This is a genomic window from Mesobacterium hydrothermale (assembly GCF_035818635.1).
GTDB classification, from domain to species: domain Bacteria; phylum Pseudomonadota; class Alphaproteobacteria; order Rhodobacterales; family Rhodobacteraceae; genus Mesobacterium_A; species Mesobacterium_A hydrothermale.
The window spans coordinates 104,281-119,573 of record NZ_JAYLLH010000011.1; the positions used below are offsets into that span (position 1 = coordinate 104,281).

The 15,293-nt window shown below is 64.3% G+C and carries 17 protein-coding genes; 11 read left to right on the forward strand and 6 right to left on the reverse strand.

The window, feature by feature from the left end; all coding sequences use genetic code 11:
- The first annotated feature begins 37 nt into the window (after positions 1 to 37).
- Both VK792_RS10120 and hemF read left to right on the forward strand, forming a co-directional pair.
- Positions 38 to 1,648, forward strand: a complete 1,611-nt coding sequence (locus VK792_RS10120) for a GMC family oxidoreductase (protein WP_326297360.1) — start codon at positions 38 to 40, stop codon at positions 1,646 to 1,648.
- Between the two features lie 64 nt (positions 1,649 to 1,712).
- Entirely contained in the window at positions 1,713 to 2,606 is an 894-nt protein-coding gene (gene hemF, locus VK792_RS10125; protein WP_326297361.1) for an oxygen-dependent coproporphyrinogen oxidase, read from the forward strand.
- A gap of 119 nt (positions 2,607 to 2,725) precedes the next feature.
- Here the strand turns inward: hemF and VK792_RS10130 are convergent, their stop codons facing one another.
- Both VK792_RS10130 and VK792_RS10135 read right to left on the reverse strand, forming a co-directional pair.
- The gene (locus VK792_RS10130) at positions 2,726 to 3,271 is read right to left on the reverse strand and encodes an rRNA large subunit pseudouridine synthase E (protein ID WP_326297362.1); all 546 of its coding nucleotides are present in this window, start codon (positions 3,269 to 3,271) and stop codon (positions 2,726 to 2,728) included.
- Entirely contained in the window at positions 3,268 to 3,699 is a 432-nt protein-coding gene (locus VK792_RS10135; protein ID WP_326297363.1) for a nucleoside deaminase, read from the reverse strand. The genes VK792_RS10130 and VK792_RS10135 overlap by 4 nt, the downstream gene beginning before the upstream one ends.
- Positions 3,700 to 3,791: 92 nt before the next feature.
- Here VK792_RS10135 and VK792_RS10140 point away from each other — a divergent pair, with 92 nt between their 5' ends.
- The 7 genes from VK792_RS10140 to VK792_RS10170 all read left to right on the forward strand — a co-directional run bounded on the left by VK792_RS10140 (position 3,792) and on the right by VK792_RS10170 (position 10,138).
- Positions 3,792 to 4,589 carry a pseudouridine synthase gene (locus VK792_RS10140; RefSeq protein ID WP_326297364.1) on the forward strand — a complete coding sequence of 266 codons (798 nt, stop codon included), beginning with the start codon at positions 3,792 to 3,794 and terminating at the stop codon, positions 4,587 to 4,589.
- An 83-nt stretch (positions 4,590 to 4,672) separates the two neighbouring features.
- On the forward strand, positions 4,673 to 4,870 hold the full coding sequence (locus VK792_RS10145) for a hypothetical protein (protein WP_326297365.1): 198 nt from the start codon (positions 4,673 to 4,675) through the stop codon (positions 4,868 to 4,870).
- A gap of 3 nt (positions 4,871 to 4,873) precedes the next feature.
- Complete coding sequence (locus VK792_RS10150) at positions 4,874 to 5,698, forward strand: hypothetical protein (RefSeq protein ID WP_326297367.1); 825 nt, start codon at positions 4,874 to 4,876, stop codon at positions 5,696 to 5,698.
- A gap of 196 nt (positions 5,699 to 5,894) precedes the next feature.
- Entirely contained in the window at positions 5,895 to 6,785 is an 891-nt protein-coding gene (locus VK792_RS10155) for a 5-bromo-4-chloroindolyl phosphate hydrolysis family protein (RefSeq protein ID WP_326297368.1), read from the forward strand.
- Positions 6,786 to 6,811: 26 nt separating this feature from the next.
- Complete coding sequence (locus VK792_RS10160; RefSeq protein ID WP_326297369.1) at positions 6,812 to 8,014, forward strand: toxic anion resistance protein; 1,203 nt, start codon at positions 6,812 to 6,814, stop codon at positions 8,012 to 8,014.
- 3 nt (positions 8,015 to 8,017) lie between these two features.
- Positions 8,018 to 8,983 (forward strand): DUF2927 domain-containing protein, encoded by a 966-nt coding sequence (locus VK792_RS10165; RefSeq protein ID WP_326297370.1) that lies wholly within the window; start codon positions 8,018 to 8,020, stop codon positions 8,981 to 8,983.
- A gap of 24 nt (positions 8,984 to 9,007) precedes the next feature.
- Positions 9,008 to 10,138, forward strand: a complete 1,131-nt coding sequence (locus VK792_RS10170; protein WP_326297371.1) for an SPFH domain-containing protein — start codon at positions 9,008 to 9,010, stop codon at positions 10,136 to 10,138.
- Between the two features lie 9 nt (positions 10,139 to 10,147).
- Here VK792_RS10170 and VK792_RS10175 read toward each other — a convergent pair whose 3' ends face one another.
- The gene (locus VK792_RS10175) at positions 10,148 to 10,519 is read right to left on the reverse strand and encodes a CZB domain-containing protein (protein WP_326297372.1); all 372 of its coding nucleotides are present in this window, start codon (positions 10,517 to 10,519) and stop codon (positions 10,148 to 10,150) included.
- Positions 10,520 to 10,613: 94 nt separating this feature from the next.
- Here VK792_RS10175 and VK792_RS10180 point away from each other — a divergent pair, with 94 nt between their 5' ends.
- Both VK792_RS10180 and VK792_RS10185 read left to right on the forward strand, forming a co-directional pair.
- Entirely contained in the window at positions 10,614 to 11,702 is a 1,089-nt protein-coding gene (locus VK792_RS10180; RefSeq protein WP_326297378.1) for a TFIIB-type zinc finger domain-containing protein, read from the forward strand.
- A 63-nt stretch (positions 11,703 to 11,765) separates the two neighbouring features.
- A complete protein-coding gene (locus VK792_RS10185) occupies positions 11,766 to 12,743 on the forward strand; it encodes a quinone oxidoreductase family protein (protein ID WP_326297373.1) in 978 nt (325 codons plus the stop codon).
- A 9-nt stretch (positions 12,744 to 12,752) separates the two neighbouring features.
- On the opposite strand, the gene dtd is transcribed toward VK792_RS10185, so the two are convergent.
- The 3 genes from dtd to VK792_RS10200 form a co-directional block, all read right to left on the reverse strand.
- Positions 12,753 to 13,196 (reverse strand): D-aminoacyl-tRNA deacylase, encoded by a 444-nt coding sequence (gene dtd / locus VK792_RS10190; protein WP_326297374.1) that lies wholly within the window; start codon positions 13,194 to 13,196, stop codon positions 12,753 to 12,755.
- The gene (locus VK792_RS10195) at positions 13,193 to 14,095 is read right to left on the reverse strand and encodes a carbohydrate kinase family protein (RefSeq protein ID WP_326297375.1); all 903 of its coding nucleotides are present in this window, start codon (positions 14,093 to 14,095) and stop codon (positions 13,193 to 13,195) included. The genes dtd and VK792_RS10195 overlap by 4 nt, the downstream gene beginning before the upstream one ends.
- Positions 14,096 to 14,167: 72 nt before the next feature.
- Positions 14,168 to 15,157, reverse strand: coding sequence for an NAD(P)H-quinone oxidoreductase (locus tag VK792_RS10200; RefSeq protein ID WP_435404840.1), 990 nt, complete (start codon positions 15,155 to 15,157; stop codon positions 14,168 to 14,170).
- Positions 15,158 to 15,293 lie beyond the last annotated feature (136 nt).

A 15,293-nucleotide genomic window follows, 5' to 3' on the forward strand; every position in this document is an offset into this window, starting at 1 on the left:
TGTAGACAGCGGTATACCAAGCAGTCAGGGAACGCAGATGTCGGCAAATGAGTGGGATTACATCGTTGTAGGCGCCGGCAGCGCGGGTTGCGTTCTGGCCAAACGGCTGAGCGACGCAGGCCACCGCGTGCTTTTGCTGGAAGCAGGCGGCAAGGACAATTACCACTGGGTGCATATCCCGATGGGCTATCTGTATTGCATCGGCAATCCGCGCACCGACTGGATGTACAAGACCGCGCCGGACAAGGGGCTGAACGGTCGGTCGTTGCTTTACCCGCGGGGCAAGGTTCTGGGCGGCTGTTCCTCGATCAATGGCATGCTGTATCTGCGGGGTCAGGCGGCGGATTATGACGGCTGGCGGCAGATGGGGCTGACCGGTTGGGGGTGGGACGATGTGCTACCCTATTTCAAAAAGTCTGAAGATTACGTTGACGGCCCGTCTGATCTGCACGGTACGGGCGGCGAATGGCGGGTGGAAAACCAGCGACTGCACTGGGACGTGCTGGATGACTGGCTGGAGGCCGCCGCCGCAGAGGGCCTGCCCAAGGTCACCGATTTCAACACCGGCAACAACGAAGGCGTCGGCTATTTCAAGGTGAATCAACGCGCTGGCTGGCGGATGAACACCGCCAAGGCGTTCCTGCGGACGGCCACGGGCAAGACGCTGAAGGTCGAAACACAGGCGCAGGCCAAGCGGTTGGTGCTGGACGGTTCGCGGGTCACCGGCGTGGTCTATGACAAGGCCGGGCAGGAGATGACGGCCACCGCCCGGGCGGAGGTGATCCTGAGCGCCGGCGCGATCAATTCGCCGCAGATCCTGCAACTGTCGGGGATCGGGCCGGGCGCGTTGCTGCAGCGGTACGGGATCGCGGTGGCGATGGACGCGCCGGGTGTCGGCGCCAACCTGCAAGACCATCTGCAATTGCGCTGCGCCTGGCGGCTGAGCCATGGCAAGACGCTAAACTCTCTGGCGAATTCGCTGTGGGGCAAGGCGATGATCGGCTTGGAATACGTGCTGAAACGGTCCGGCCCGATGTCGATGGCCCCCAGCCAGCTGGGCGCTTTTGCCAAGTCGCGCCCGGATCTGGAAACCCCGGACCTGGAGTTCCACGTTCAACCGCTGTCGCTGGAGGCGTTCGGCCAGCCGCTGCATGATTTCCCTGCAATTACAGCGTCGGTCTGCAACCTGCGGCCCGAAAGCCGGGGCACGGTCCGCATCACCTCGGGCAATTGGCGCGATGCGCCGGAAATCGCTCCGAACTATCTGTCGACCGAGGGCGACCGCCGGGTGGCCATCGATTCGATCCGTCTTGCGCGGCGGATCGCGGCGCAGGGGCCGCTGGCGAAATACAGCCCGGAAGAGCTGAAACCCGGCGCCAGTTTCCAGACCGACGCCGAGGTCGCCGAGGCGGCAGGCAACGTGGGCACCACGATCTTCCACCCGGTCAGCACGGTGCGGATGGGGCAGGATGCGACGGCGCCGCTGGATGAACGCTTGCGTTTCAAGGGCTTGTCCGGTCTGCGGGTGATTGACGCCAGCGTGATGCCGACCATCACAAGCGGCAATACCAATTCTCCCACCATCATGATCGCGGAAAAGGGCGCGGACATGATCCTGGCCGATGCCCGCGCGTCGGTTGCGGCATAAGCCCGGCTTGCCCGCGCCTTTGCGTGCGGGCTAGAAGGCGGCAACAAGACAAGGACTGCACGCCATGACCGACCAGATGGACACCGAAAAAGCCCGCGCCTCTGCGTGGTTCCGCGACCTGCGCGACCAGATCGTCGCCGCCTTCGAGGGGCTGGAGGACAGCCACGCCGGGGGGCCGTTCACCGAGATGGACGCAGGGTGGTTCGAAGTGACTGAAACCAAACGGCATTCCGACGATGGCAGCGACGCGGGCGGCGGGCTGATGAGCGTGATGCGCGGCGGTCGGGTGTTCGAGAAAGTGGGCGTCAACGTGTCCACCGTCTATGGCACGCTAGGCGAACGGGCGCAGCGGGCGATGGCGGCGCGCAAGGGCATTCCGGGGATGGCGGACGATCCGCGGTTCTGGGCCTCTGGCATTTCGCTGGTGGCGCACATGCGCAACCCGCATGTGCCCGCGGTTCACATGAACACGCGGATGTTCTGGACCCCGCACGCCTGGTGGTTCGGCGGCGGGTCGGACCTGAACCCCTGCATCGAATATGCCGAGGATACGGCGCATTTCCATGCCACGCAAAAGGCCCACCTGGACCCGCACGGGGCCGACGAATACCCGCGTTTGAAGGCCTGGGCAGACGAATATTTCTATATCCCGCACCGCAAACGGGCGCGGGGTGTGGGCGGAATTTTCATGGACGATCAATGCACTGGCAACTGGGGCGCGGATTTCGCCCTGACCCAGGACATTGGCCGCGCCTTCCTGCCGGCCTTTGTGCCGCTGGTGGAAAAGCGCCGGGTACAGGCGTTTTCCGAGGCCGACAAGGACGCGCAGCTGATCCACCGGGGCCTCTATGCGGAATACAATCTTGTCTATGACCGGGGCACGAAATTCGGTCTGGAAACCGGGCATGACGCGAATGCCGTTCTGATGAGCCTGCCGCCGCTGGCCAAGTGGGTTTGACGGGAATCGGGGTTAAGACCCTGGGAAGACTGTCAATTTCCGGGGCACAATCCATGCACAACCGATGCACATTCCATGCGCATGGTTCGGGGCGTTTGCCGGGTTAACGCAGCGTGCGATCAGGCGTCGCGCCACTGGCCCGGGGCCAGCCCGTCCAGCGTCCAGTCGCCGACCGACCAGCGCACCAGCCGCAGACAAGGCAGGCCGACATGGGCCGTCATCCGGCGCACCTGCCGGTTGCGGCCTTCGGTGATGGTCAGCGATATCCAGCAATCGGGCACCGATTTGCGGAACCGCACCGGCGGCGTGCGGGGCCACAGGCCCGGGTCGTCGATCCGCACCGCCTGCGCCGGGCGGGTCATGCCGTCGTTCAGGTCCACCCCCCGGCGCAGTTGGTCCAGCTGTGCCTCTGTCGCGTCGCCTTCGACCTGCGCGAGGTAGGTCTTGGGCTGCTTGAATTTCGGGTTGGAAATCCGCGCCTGCAGGCGGCCATTGTCGGTCAGGATCATCAGCCCTTCGCTGTCGCGGTCCAGCCGCCCTGCGGGATAGACGCCGGGGACCTTGATGAAATCCGACAGGGTCTGGCGGTCAGACCCTTCGGTGCCGCGATCGGTGAATTGCGACAGCACGTTCATCGGCTTGTTGAACAGGATCACGCGGGTCATCGGCGGCCTTTGAAGAAATCGCGCAGCAGGGTTTCGGACTCACGGGCGGCGATGCCGTCATATACTTCGGGCACATGGTGGCACTGCGGATGGGAAAAGATCCGCGGGCCTTGCGCGACACCGCCCGATTTCGGGTCGGACGCGCCGTAAAACACCCGGCGGATGCGGGCAAAGCTGATCGCGGCGGCGCACATCGGGCAGGGTTCCAGCGTGACGTACAGATCGTGATCGGGCAGCCGTTCGGAGCCTTGCGCGACGCAGGCTTCGCGGATCACGAGGATCTCGGCATGGGCGGTTGGGTCGTTCCGTTCGCGCGTGCGGTTGCCGGCGCGCGCCAAGACGCGGCCATCGGGGCCAAGCAGAACAGCGCCAACTGGCACCTCGCCGCGCGTGGCGGCGGCGCGGGCTTCGGCCAGGGCAAGGGACATCGGGCTTTCGCTGTGCATGGCGTTTCTTAGCCTGCGCGCGCGGCGATGCAAATCCGGTTCCCAAGGGCAGGGGAACAGGATATGGCGAAGGCATGAGTGACAAGACCCCCAAAGCGTCCCCCCCGGGCGAGCGGATCGCCAAGGTTCTGGCCCGTGCCGGCGTTGCAAGCCGGCGCGAAGCCGAGCGGATGATCGAAGCCCGCCGCATCGCGGTGAACGGCAAGATCATCGACCGCGCCGCGCTGAATGTGACCGATGCCGACAAGATCACCGTCGACGGCAAGCCGATCAACGCGCCCGAAGCGGCGCGGCTTTGGCTGTATCACAAGCCCACGGGGCTGGTGACGACCAACAAGGACGAACAGGGGCGGCCGACGATCTATGACGACCTGCCCGAAGAGATGCCGCGGGTGATGAGCGTGGGGCGGCTTGACCTGAATTCCGAAGGTCTGCTGTTGCTGACCAACGATGGCGGGATCAAGCGCAAGCTGGAACTGCCCAGCACCGGCTGGCTGCGGAAATACCGGGTGCGGGTGAACGGACGTCCGACCGACGACAGCCTGACCCCGCTGCGTCAGGGGCTGACCGTGGATGGCCAGACGTTTCAGCCGATGATCGTTAGCCTTGACCGCCAACAGGGCGCGAACGCCTGGCTGACCATCGGGCTGCGCGAGGGCAAGAACCGCGAAATCCGCCGCGCCCTGGGCGACATTGGCCTGACGGTGAACCGGCTGATCCGGATCAGCTATGGCCCGTTCCAGCTGGGTCAGATGAAGCCCGGAGAGGTCGTCGAGGTGCGCCCCAAGGTGCTGCGCGATCAACTGGGACTGGAAGGTGCGAAGCCCGACAAGCCCAAACCGGTGCGTCAACGGCGGCAGCGCAACCCTTAACGCGCTGACAAGCCACGGCCAAATCCCCAAAATTCCCGCCCCGCGCCATTTTTCCGCCGGGATTGGCGGGCAGATCCGGGGGCATGTTGCTATCGATCCTCGCCATACTGATCCTTCTGGGCTCGACCTTGCTGATTCTCGGGAATCTGCGTCTGGTCATGCGGGACATCTATGATGTCATGGTTTCGACCGTGTCCGGGATGCGGTTCACCGACCACCTGGCGGCAAACCTTGCGTTGGTGGCGTTGTGGATCGTGCTGTTCGTGCTGAGTTACGGGTGAGCCATGGCCGACATTTCCCATCATGACGGACCAGAGCCGCGCCACGACGAACCCCGCAGCCCGAACACCGTGAACGTCCTGTTGCTGGCGCTGTGCCCGCTGATCTTCTGGCTGTTCCGGGGCGATATCGGCAGCCTTGTGATGGGGTTTCTGCTGCTGACGCTGTTCGGCTTTGCCGCGCATATGATCGTGACTGCCCTGGAAGACGAACAAGTCGGGCTGAGCTGCTGTCGCAACGTGCCGCGCAAGGCGATCGGCTCGGCGATGATCGGGGCGGGTGCCGCGATCCTGGCGCTGATGCAAGGGATCGAACTGATCACGTCAGGCGGTATCGGGATGCTGGTATTCGGGCTGAGCGTCATTGCCTTTGGCACCGACAAGGGCATGGAAAAACGCATCAGGATCAAGGACCGCAGGAGTTCGGCGAAGGAAACGCAGAAGCTGATCGACACCGCCGAGCGGGTGCTGAGCGCAATCCCGATCCGGGTGGCAGAGCTGGAAGACGAGCCGTCGCTGTTGCAGGCCCGCGCGTTCCGCGATTCCATGCTGCGGGTGCTGAGTACGCACCCCGAGGTGATCGAGGAAATCGCCCCAGAACTGCGTCATGTCCTGACCGAGGCGGCAGAGGCGTCGGACCTGTTTGTCGAGGAGTATTCCGAGGACCCCGAACCGCGGATACGCCGCCGCTACATGGTGTTTCTCAAGACTCTGGCGGATGAATTCGACGCCTGCATTCAGGAACTGACCGCCGACGACGCCCTGGCCGAAGCAGAGCAAGCCCGCGAAGATGCGCTGTTCGATGAGGCAAGCCGCAAGGACGCTGCCTAAGCGCTGGCCGGATTCTTGCCGTTGACGAAAGGTTTTCCCGCTTCCCCCTAGCAAGCGGGCCCCCTTTTCCATAAGTTCTGACTGGAATTGAATTTGGGGGTGCGCATGTCCGCACGGGGCTTGCAGAAAGTTTCCTATATCCTGCTGCTTATCCTGCTGTTCGGGGTCACCTCTGGCTGGCTGGGGGGCATGTAACGTGGCGCAGCGGTATGGCGGTCAGTTCAGCCCCGATGGCGCTCCGGATGGCAAGGGCCGCCCGCAACCGCGCGGGGCTTATCAGGGCGCGCGGGTCGATCCGGCGGGAGCGCGCACCAAGGTGCTGTTCGTGCCGCCAGTCATTCTGGCCTTCACCTCGATCAACGATGGCGCGACCGGTATGGCCGTGGGGCTGGGTGGTGCAGCGCTGATGTTGCTGGCGGCGTGGCTGCTGCGCGAAGGTCTGAGGGCCGAGACCGAATACAACGCGCGCCGTGTCGCGCGCCGTCCGGGCATTCCGCGCAAGCTGTTTGCCGCGGTTTTGACCGGGCTGGGCGTGGCCATTGCGGCCTGGAAGGTCGAACCGGGGCTGATCGCGCCGGTGATCTACGGTGTTGCGGCCAGCGCGTTGCAGTTGGGGGCCTTCGGTCTGGACCCGATGCGCGACAAGGGCATGGACGGTGTCGATACCTTTCAGCAGGATCGTGTGGCCCGCGTGGTGGACGAGGCCGAGGCCTATCTGAACGTCATGTCCGATGCCATCCGCCGCGCCGGTGACCGTCAGGCCGAGGCGCGGGTGGAGCGGTTCAAGGACCAGGTGCGCGAGATGATCCGAACGGTCGAGGAAGACCCGCGCGACCTGACCGGCGCGCGCAAGTTCCTGAGCGTCTACCTGATGGGCGCGCGCGACGCGACGGTGAAATTTGCCGACGTTTATTCCCGCACGCGGGATGCCGATGCACGCAGCAGTTACATGATGCTGCTAACCGACCTAGAGGAAAGCTTTGGGGCCAAGACGCGCAAGCTGCTTTTGGATACCAACAGCGATCTGACAGTTGAAATTGATGTGCTGCGCGACAGGCTGCAGCGTGAAGGGGTCAGGCTCGACTGAGCCGGTATTCGTAAAAGGAACGTCCCATGTCCGAGAATGTTCGCGAAAAGGCGCAGGAAGCGCTGGCGCTGGTGGAAGAGGTCAACGCCGTGATCCTGCCAGAGCCGAAAGACGCAGGCGAGGTGGTCAGCCTGACCGATGCCGACGCGCCCACGTCCGAGGAGATCCGGTCTCGGATGGATGAAATCGACATGGAAGACACCCAGTCGATCGTATCCTTTGGGTCGGCCGCGCAGGCAGAGTTGCAGGAAATCAGCCAGGCGATGCTGCAGGATGTGCGCAACAAGGACGTCGGCCCGGCAGGCGATAGCCTGCGCAACATCGTCACCACGATCCGCGGGTTTTCGGTGTCGGAACTGGACGTGCGCCGCGAACGCAGCTGGTGGGAAAAGCTGATCGGCCGCGCTGCGCCGTTTGCCAAGTTCACCGCGAAATTCGAGCAGGTTCAGGGCCAGATCGACCGCATCACCGACGACCTTCTGAAGCACGAGCACACGCTGCTGAAGGACATCAAGTCGCTGGATCTGCTGTATGACAAGACGTTGCAGTTTTACGACGAACTGGCGCTTTACATCGCCGCGGGCGAGGAAAAGCTGAACGAACTGGACGCGCGCGATATTCCCGCGAAAGAGGCTGCGGTGAAGGCCGCTGCCGAAGGCGATCAGGTGATGGCGGCGCAGGAACTGCGCGACCTGCGCGCCGCGCGCGACGATCTGGAGCGCCGGGTGCACGACCTGAAGCTGACACGGCAGGTGACCATGCAGTCGCTGCCGTCAATCCGGCTGGTGCAGGAAAACGACAAGTCGCTGGTGACCAAGATCAATTCGACCCTGGTGAACACCGTTCCGCTGTGGGAAACCCAGCTGGCGCAGGCGGTGACCATTCAACGCTCGGCCGAGGCGGCGGCGGCGGTGCGCGACGCCAACGACCTGACCAACGAATTGCTGACGGCGAATGCCAAGAACCTGCGCGACAGCAACAAGGTGATCCGGCAGGAAATGGAACGCGGTGTGTTTGATATCGAGGCGGTCAAGCAAGCCAATGCCGACCTGATCGGCACCATCCAGGAAAGCCTGCAAATCGCCGACGAAGGCAAGGCACGCCGCGCCAAGGCCGAGGCAGAGCTGAAGAAAATGGAAGCGGATCTGCGCGATACGCTGGCCGCGGCCAAGGCCCGTCGCGACGGTGTCGGCGACAATGCCGGCACTGCCGTGCCCGACAACGGCTGAGGCATGATCCGGGACCGGGCACGCGCGGCGCTGGTTGCTGTGGTCGCGGCAGGGCTTTCGGCTTGCAACATGGTTGCACCCGAAGAGCCCGTTGCCGTGCCCGTGGTCCAGCCCGTGCCGGAACCGGTGCCCCCGGCCGACCCCGATCCAAAGGCCCCGTCGCAGACCAGCAAGGACCTGGCAGTGTACTATGCCCGGGTCCAAAGCGATCTGCTGACCCAAGGCTTGCTGCGCACGGATGGCGGCGGGCCGGACACACCCTATACCGCCGACATGGTGACGCGGAATTTCGAACGTATCGCGTTGGCGGATGAATATGCCCGCGGGCGTGGGCTGGAACTGTCGGACGGCGCGCTGGGGCCGGTCAAGAAATGGCAGGTCCCGGTGCGGATCACCGCGGAATTCGGTGCCTCGGTGCCGCTTGAACAGCGGCAGCGCGACCGCGCGTCGCTCAAGGCCTATGCCGCCCGGCTGGCGCGGGTGACGGGGCATCCGATCGCGATGGCGGACAGCGGCGCCAATTTCCACGTGCTGTTCATGGGCGAGGATGATCGCCCCGGCGTGCGTGGCCGGATCGAGGCGCTGGTGCCCGACGTGGATCGGGCATCGCTGTCGATCATCGACAGCCTGCCACGTTCGATCCATTGCCTTGTGATCGCCTTTGCCGATACGCCGGGGGGCACCGCCTATGGCAAGGCAATCGCGCTGGTCCGGTCGGAACATCCTGACCTGCTGCGCAAATCCTGCATTCACGAAGAGGTGGCGCAGGGGCTTGGGCTGGCCAATGACAGCCCCTATGCCCGTCCGTCGATCTTCAACGACGATGATGAATTCGCGTTGCTGACCTCGCATGACGAGGTGCTGCTGAAAATCCTGTACGACGACCGCTTGCAGGCGGGCATGTCGGCAGATACCGCGCGACCCATTGTCAAAGACATCGTAGCCGACCTGATGGGCGGCACGAATTGAACTAGAAATAAGGGGAGGTCCGGCATGGGCATTTTCGATTTCCTGAGCGGCCAGTTCATCGACGTGATCCACTGGGTCGACGACACCCGCGACACGATGGTGTGGCGGTTCGAACGCGAAGGCCACGAAATCAAGTACGGCGCCAAACTGACGGTGCGCGAAGGGCAGGCGGCGGTGTTCATCCATGAAGGGCAGTTGGCGGACGTGTTCCAGCCCGGCCTTTACATGCTGGAAACCAACAACATGCCGATCATGACCTCGCTTCAGCATTGGGACCACGGGTTCCAGTCGCCGTTCAAGAGCGAGATCTATTTCGTCAACACCACCCGGTTCAACGATCTGAAGTGGGGCACCAAGAATCCGATCATGATGCGCGACCCGGAATTCGGGCCGGTGCGAATCCGGGCGTTCGGGACCTATTCGATCAAGGTGTCCGATCCGGCGCTGTTCATGTCGGAAATCGTGGGCACGGATGGCGAGTTCACTGCCGACGAGATCAGTTTCCAGATCCGCAATATCATCGTGCAGGAGTTCAGCCGGGCGATTGCCGCATCGGGCATTCCGGTGCTGGACATGGCCGCCAATGCGCAAGAGGTTGGCACGCTGGTGGCCCGCGCGATTGCGCCGAAGGTTGCGCAATACGGGCTGTCGATCCCCGAATTCTATATCGAAAACATCAGCCTGCCCGAGCAGGTCGAAAAGGCGCTGGACGCCCGCACGTCGCGCGGGATCGCCGGCAACCTGGACGACCACATGAAATGGCGCGCGGCAGAGGCGATGAACCAGGCCAGCAGTGGTGCCGGTGCCGCGATGGCGCAAGGCATGGGCGCGGGCATGGGCATGGCGATGGGGGCGGGCATGATGGGGCAGAGCGGGCCGTGGGGCGCACCCCCCGCCGCGGCTCAGGCTCCGGCACAACCGCAGGCTTCCGCCGTTCCGCCGCCGCCGCCTGTCGAGCATGTCTGGCACATCGCCGAAAACGGTGCGACCAAGGGACCGTTTTCCAAGGCTGCGCTGGGCCGGATGGTGACCGATGGCGGGCTGACCCGCGAAACCCTTGTCTGGACGGCTGGGCAGGACGGCTGGATGAAAGCGGGCGACGTGACAGAACTGGCGCAGCTGTTCACCATCATGCCGCCGCCGCCCCCGGCGTAAGGGCCCCGGCTACAGGTTGCGCGCCCAGTCGGCCATCGCGGCTTCCAGCTTGCCAGAGCGGTCTTGCAGGTTGGAGCCGTTCAGCGCCGCCAGCGCCTGGGCCGATGCGCCGTCTTCGATCAGCCCGGCGATGCGCCCCGCCTCTTTGTGGAAATCGGCGTGCATCACCATCACCCGGCGGAAATGCATCGACACGGCCACGGTGGAATCCGCTTTCAGCATGTGCAGCCATTTGCCGAAGGAACATTGATCGTCACAGGCGATGTCGCGGGCGGGCTTGGGCAGGGTGCCGGATTTCACCGCTTCGCACAGTTTCTGTTTCCAGGCGCCGTGGGCCTGGGTCGCCTCTTTGATTTGGCGGTCGAGTGTGGCTTTATCCATGTCACAGGGTCCCTTGTTACAAACCGGGGGCAGTAGACGGAAAATCCCCTAACAAACCCTCAAAGGGACCAAGACAGTGCAAGAAACAGCGACGGTGACCGAAACCCACCGCTTTCCATGTGGCAATTGCGGCGGGGATTTCCGGTTCGATCCTTCCAGCGGCAACCTGGTCTGCGACCACTGCGGCGCGGTTGCGGAAATCGAAGGGCCTGGCCCCTGGGGTGGTGGTGCGATCAAGGAGCTGGATTTCAAGGCGGCATTGAACAACCTTCTGCCGTTGCAGGAGATCGAGGAAACCCGTGTTTCGTCCTGTCCCAACTGCGGTGCGCAGGTGGAATTTTCCGACGACGCCCATGCCACCGAATGTCCGTTCTGCGCCACGCCCGTGGTCGCCGACACCGGCACGCACCGGCATATCAAGCCCAAGGGGCTGCTGCCTTTCGCGCTGGATGAAAAGGCCGCCAAGGGGGCGATGACAGACTGGCTGGGCAAGCTGTGGTTCGCGCCCAACGGTTTGCAGGACTATGCCCGCAAGGGGCGGCGGATGCAGGGAATCTATGTGCCCTACTGGACCTTCGATGCGGATACGAAGTCCAGCTATCGCGGCGAACGCGGCACGATCTATTATGAAACCCGGCAGGTCATGCGCGATGGCAAGATGCAGACCGAACAGGTGCAGAAAATCCGCTGGTCCCCGGCGTCGGGCCGGGTGGCGCGGTTTTTCGACGACGTGCTGGTGCTGGCATCGCGGTCCCTGCCAAAGCGGTTCACCGACGCGCTGGAACCCTGGGACCTGTCGGCGATGGAACCCTATCAGCCGGAATACCTGGCGGGGTTCAGTGCGGAAGGCTATTCGGTTGATCTGGACGAAGGGTATCACGAGGCGCGGGTCAGGATGGACCGCCAGATCGAACGTGACGTGAAGTTCGACATTGGCGGCGACCGTCAGCGGATCCACAACATCGACACGCGGGTCAGCGATGTAACCTTCAAGCATGTGCTGCTGCCGGTGTGGCTGGCGGCCTACAAGTACCGGGGCAAGACCTATCGGTTCGTCGTCAATGGCCGCACCGGGCGGGTGCAGGGCGAACGGCCCTGGTCGGCCTGGAAGATCGCCTTTGCGGTGGTTGTCGGCCTGATCGTGGCGGGGGTCGTGGGCTATTTCATCGCGCAGAACCAATAGGCTTGCCGATTCCGTGTGGTGATGTAGCTCTTGTTCAGCTAACACGAATTCACGGAGGGGAACATGGTCAAGACTGTCATCATCGAGGAACACGGCGGCCCGGAAAAGTTCAAGATCGTCGACTGGCCGGTGGGCGAGCCGGGGCCGGGCGAGATCCGGATTCGACACCACGCCTGCGGGCTGAATTTCATCGACGTCTACCAGCGGACGGGGCTTTACCCGATGCAGTTGCCGCATGCGATGGGCATGGAAGGGGCCGGCGTGGTCGAGGCCGTGGGCGAAGGTGTGACGCATCTGAAGGTGGGGGATCGCGCTGCCTATGCCGCGATGCCGCCGGGCGCCTATTGCGAGGCGCGGGTGATGCCCGCCGCGCAGGTCTGCCCGCTGCCGGACGAAATCAGCTTTGAAGAAGGCGCGGCGATGATGCTGAAGGGGCTGACGACGCAGTACCTGTTCCATCGCACTACGCCGCTGAAGGCGGGTGACACGGTTCTGTTCCAGGCGGCGGCCGGGGGCGTCGGTCTGCTGGCCTGCCAATGGGCAAAGTCCGAGGGGATCACGCTGATCGGTACCGCCAGCACGGATGAAAAATGCGACCTGGCGCTGGAACACGGCGCCGCGCATTGCATCAACTATGACGAGGTCGAGGACTGGCCCGCCAAGGTACGAGAGCTGACCGGCGGCGCGGGTGTCGACGTGGTCATGGACGCGGTGGGCGCGGATACGTTCGAAGGCTCTCTGAACTGCCTGAAGCCGCTGGGGATGATGATTTCCTTTGGCAATGCCTCGGGTCCGGTGCCGCCGTTCAGCCTTGCCACGCTGGGGGCCAAAGGATCGCTGAAGATCACGCGTCCGACCCTGTTCACCCATATCGCCAAGCACGAGGATTGCCAGGAGATGGCGCGGATGCTGTTTGGCAAGGTGGCGTCGGGCGCGGTCAAGATCCGCATCGACCAGGCGTTCACGCTGGACAACGTGGCCGATGCCCATCGCGCGCTGGAGGCACGGTTGACCACTGGCCAGACGGTGCTGACGGTCTGAGCCGAATTGTCAGGCGTCGGTGTCCATCCAGATGGTCACCGGCCCGTCATTCAGCAGCGCAACCTTCATATCCGCGCCGAACCGGCCCTGCGCAACCGTCAGGCCCTCGGCGCGGACACGATCCGCGAAATATTCATAGAGACGTTCGCCATCCGCCGGGGCGGCGGCGGTTGAAAACCCCGGGCGGTTGCCGCGCGAGGTATCGGCCGAAAGCGTGAACTGGCTGACGACCAGCGCCGCGCCGCCGATGTCGCGCACGGATCGGTTCATCTTGCCTGCCTCGTCCTTGAAAATCCGTAGCTTGGCGATCTTGGCGGCCAGCTTGTCGGCCTCTGCCTCGGTATCGCCCTGCATCGCGCAGATCAGGATCAGGACACCGGCGCCGATCTCGCCGATCACCGTTCCGTCGACGGTGACCGAGGCTTCGCTGACACGCTGGATCAGGGCCCTCACAGTTCGTGCTCCCACGGCGGGTTGGCACCGGCGCGGCTGACCGTGATGGCGGCGGCACGGGTGCCAAGCGTGACGGCCGGGGCAAGCGCATCGTCGCTGGCAGCGGCCAGGGCGTGGGTGGTCAGCAGGCCGGCGCGGTGCAGACCGGCCAGCAGACCGGCGTTGAACGTATCGCCCGCGCCAACGGTGTCGACGACCTCGGCCTTTTGCGCGGGGATGTCGAAGCGGCTGCCGGGGCGATGGACCTCGACCCCTTGGGCGCCGCGGGTGATCAGCACCAGGGCCGTGCCGCCGTCGATCAGGTCTTGTGGCGTGATGTCCAGCCAGTCCATGTCTTCGTCCGAGATCTTGACGATATCGGCATGGGCCAGCATCCGGTTCAGACGATCGCGATAGTGCGCCGGGTCGGTGATGAAGCCGGGGCGGATGTTGGGGTCGATCATGATCGGACGGGTGCCGGCCTCTCGCAGGCAAAAGGCGGCATAGGTGTCGGCGGCGGGTTCCGACACAAGGCTGATCCCACCGAAGAACAGGGCCGAGACATCCGCCGACAGGTCCGGCAGGTCATCTTCGGTCAGCATGCGCCCGGCGGTGTTTTCATCGTAGAAGGCGTATTGCGCCTGCCCGTTGGTCAAGGTGACAAAGGCCAGTGTCGTGGGTCGGTCGGACCGGGGCGACAGGGCGGAATCGACATGGGACGCCGACAGGGTTTCGGTCAGCTGGTGGCCGAACAGGTCGGTCGACAGCCCGCCGAAATAGCCCGTGGGCGCACCCAGCCGCCCCAGCGCGATGGCGGTGTTGAACACGGCGCCCCCGGCATAGGGCGCAAAGGCGGCTTCGTTCGCCGCGGTTTTGCGCGGCAGCATGTCGATCAGGGATTCACCGCAACACAGGATCATCGGGGGGTCCTTTTCGCCGGAATGATGTTGGCGCTAACTGCCATGCTCTACGCGCGTAAACAAGCGCGGCGTTCACGCGACCTTCAGAACGATCTTGCCGATGTGGCCAGAGCTTTCCATCCTTGCGTGGGCCTGTGCGGCCTGTTCCAGCGGGAATTCGGAATCCATCACCGGGCCGATCGTGCCCGCCGCCAGCAAAGGCCAGACATGGGTGCGCAGGTCGTTGGCGATGCGCGCCTTGGCCAGGTCGCTTTGCGGGCGCAGGGTGCTGCCGGTCATGGTCAGGCGGCGGGTCATGAGCTGGGCAAAGTTCAGTTCGACCATCGGGCTTTGCAGGAAAGCGATCTGAACCAGCCGCCCGTCATCCGCCAGCGCCTTGAGATTGCGGGGAATATAGGCGCCGCCAACCATGTCGAGGATCAGGTTCGCACCGCCTTCGGTCCTGAGGACGGTCACGAAATCCTCATCACGGTAGTTGATCGCGCGTTCTGCACCCAATGCCTCGCAGGCGGCGCATTTGTCCGCCGATCCGGCGGTGGCAAAGACGCGGGCGCCAAAATGGCGGGCCAGCTGGATCGCCGTCGTCCCGATCCCGGACGAGCCGCCGTGGACAAGGAACCGTTCCCCCGCCTGCAAACCGCCCCGGGTGAAGACGTTGGACCAGACGGTAAAATAGGTTTCCGGCAGGCAGGCGGCCTGTTTCAGGTCCAGGCCGTGAGGAATCGGCAGGCAATGCGCCGCGGGCGTCACCGCGTATTCGGCATAGCCGCCGCCGGGCAGAAGGGCGCAGACCTGGTCGCCGACGCTCAGGTCGCTGACCCCCGGCCCACAGGCGACAACGGTGCCCGACGCCTCGAGTCCCGGCAGGTCGCTGGCGGTGGGGGGCGGGGCATAGTTGCCCGCGCGTTGCAGCGCATCGGGCCGGTTGACCCCGGCATAGGCGATTTTCAGCAGGACCTGGCCGTGCCCCGGCCTGGGCACGGGCCGCTGCGTGGGTTTCAGCACGTCGGGGCCGCCGGGGGCGGTGATTTCGATCGCGGTCATCGTGTCTGGCAAGGTCATGGGATCCCCCTGAAAGTCTTTTGCAAAGGGATACACCCGGCGATGCCGGCCCGCCAGCACCTAGTGGATTGATCGCGACAAACGAGTCCGAATTGGGATTCCCATTTGGTGCTGGCCGTGCGAGTCATGCTGATGC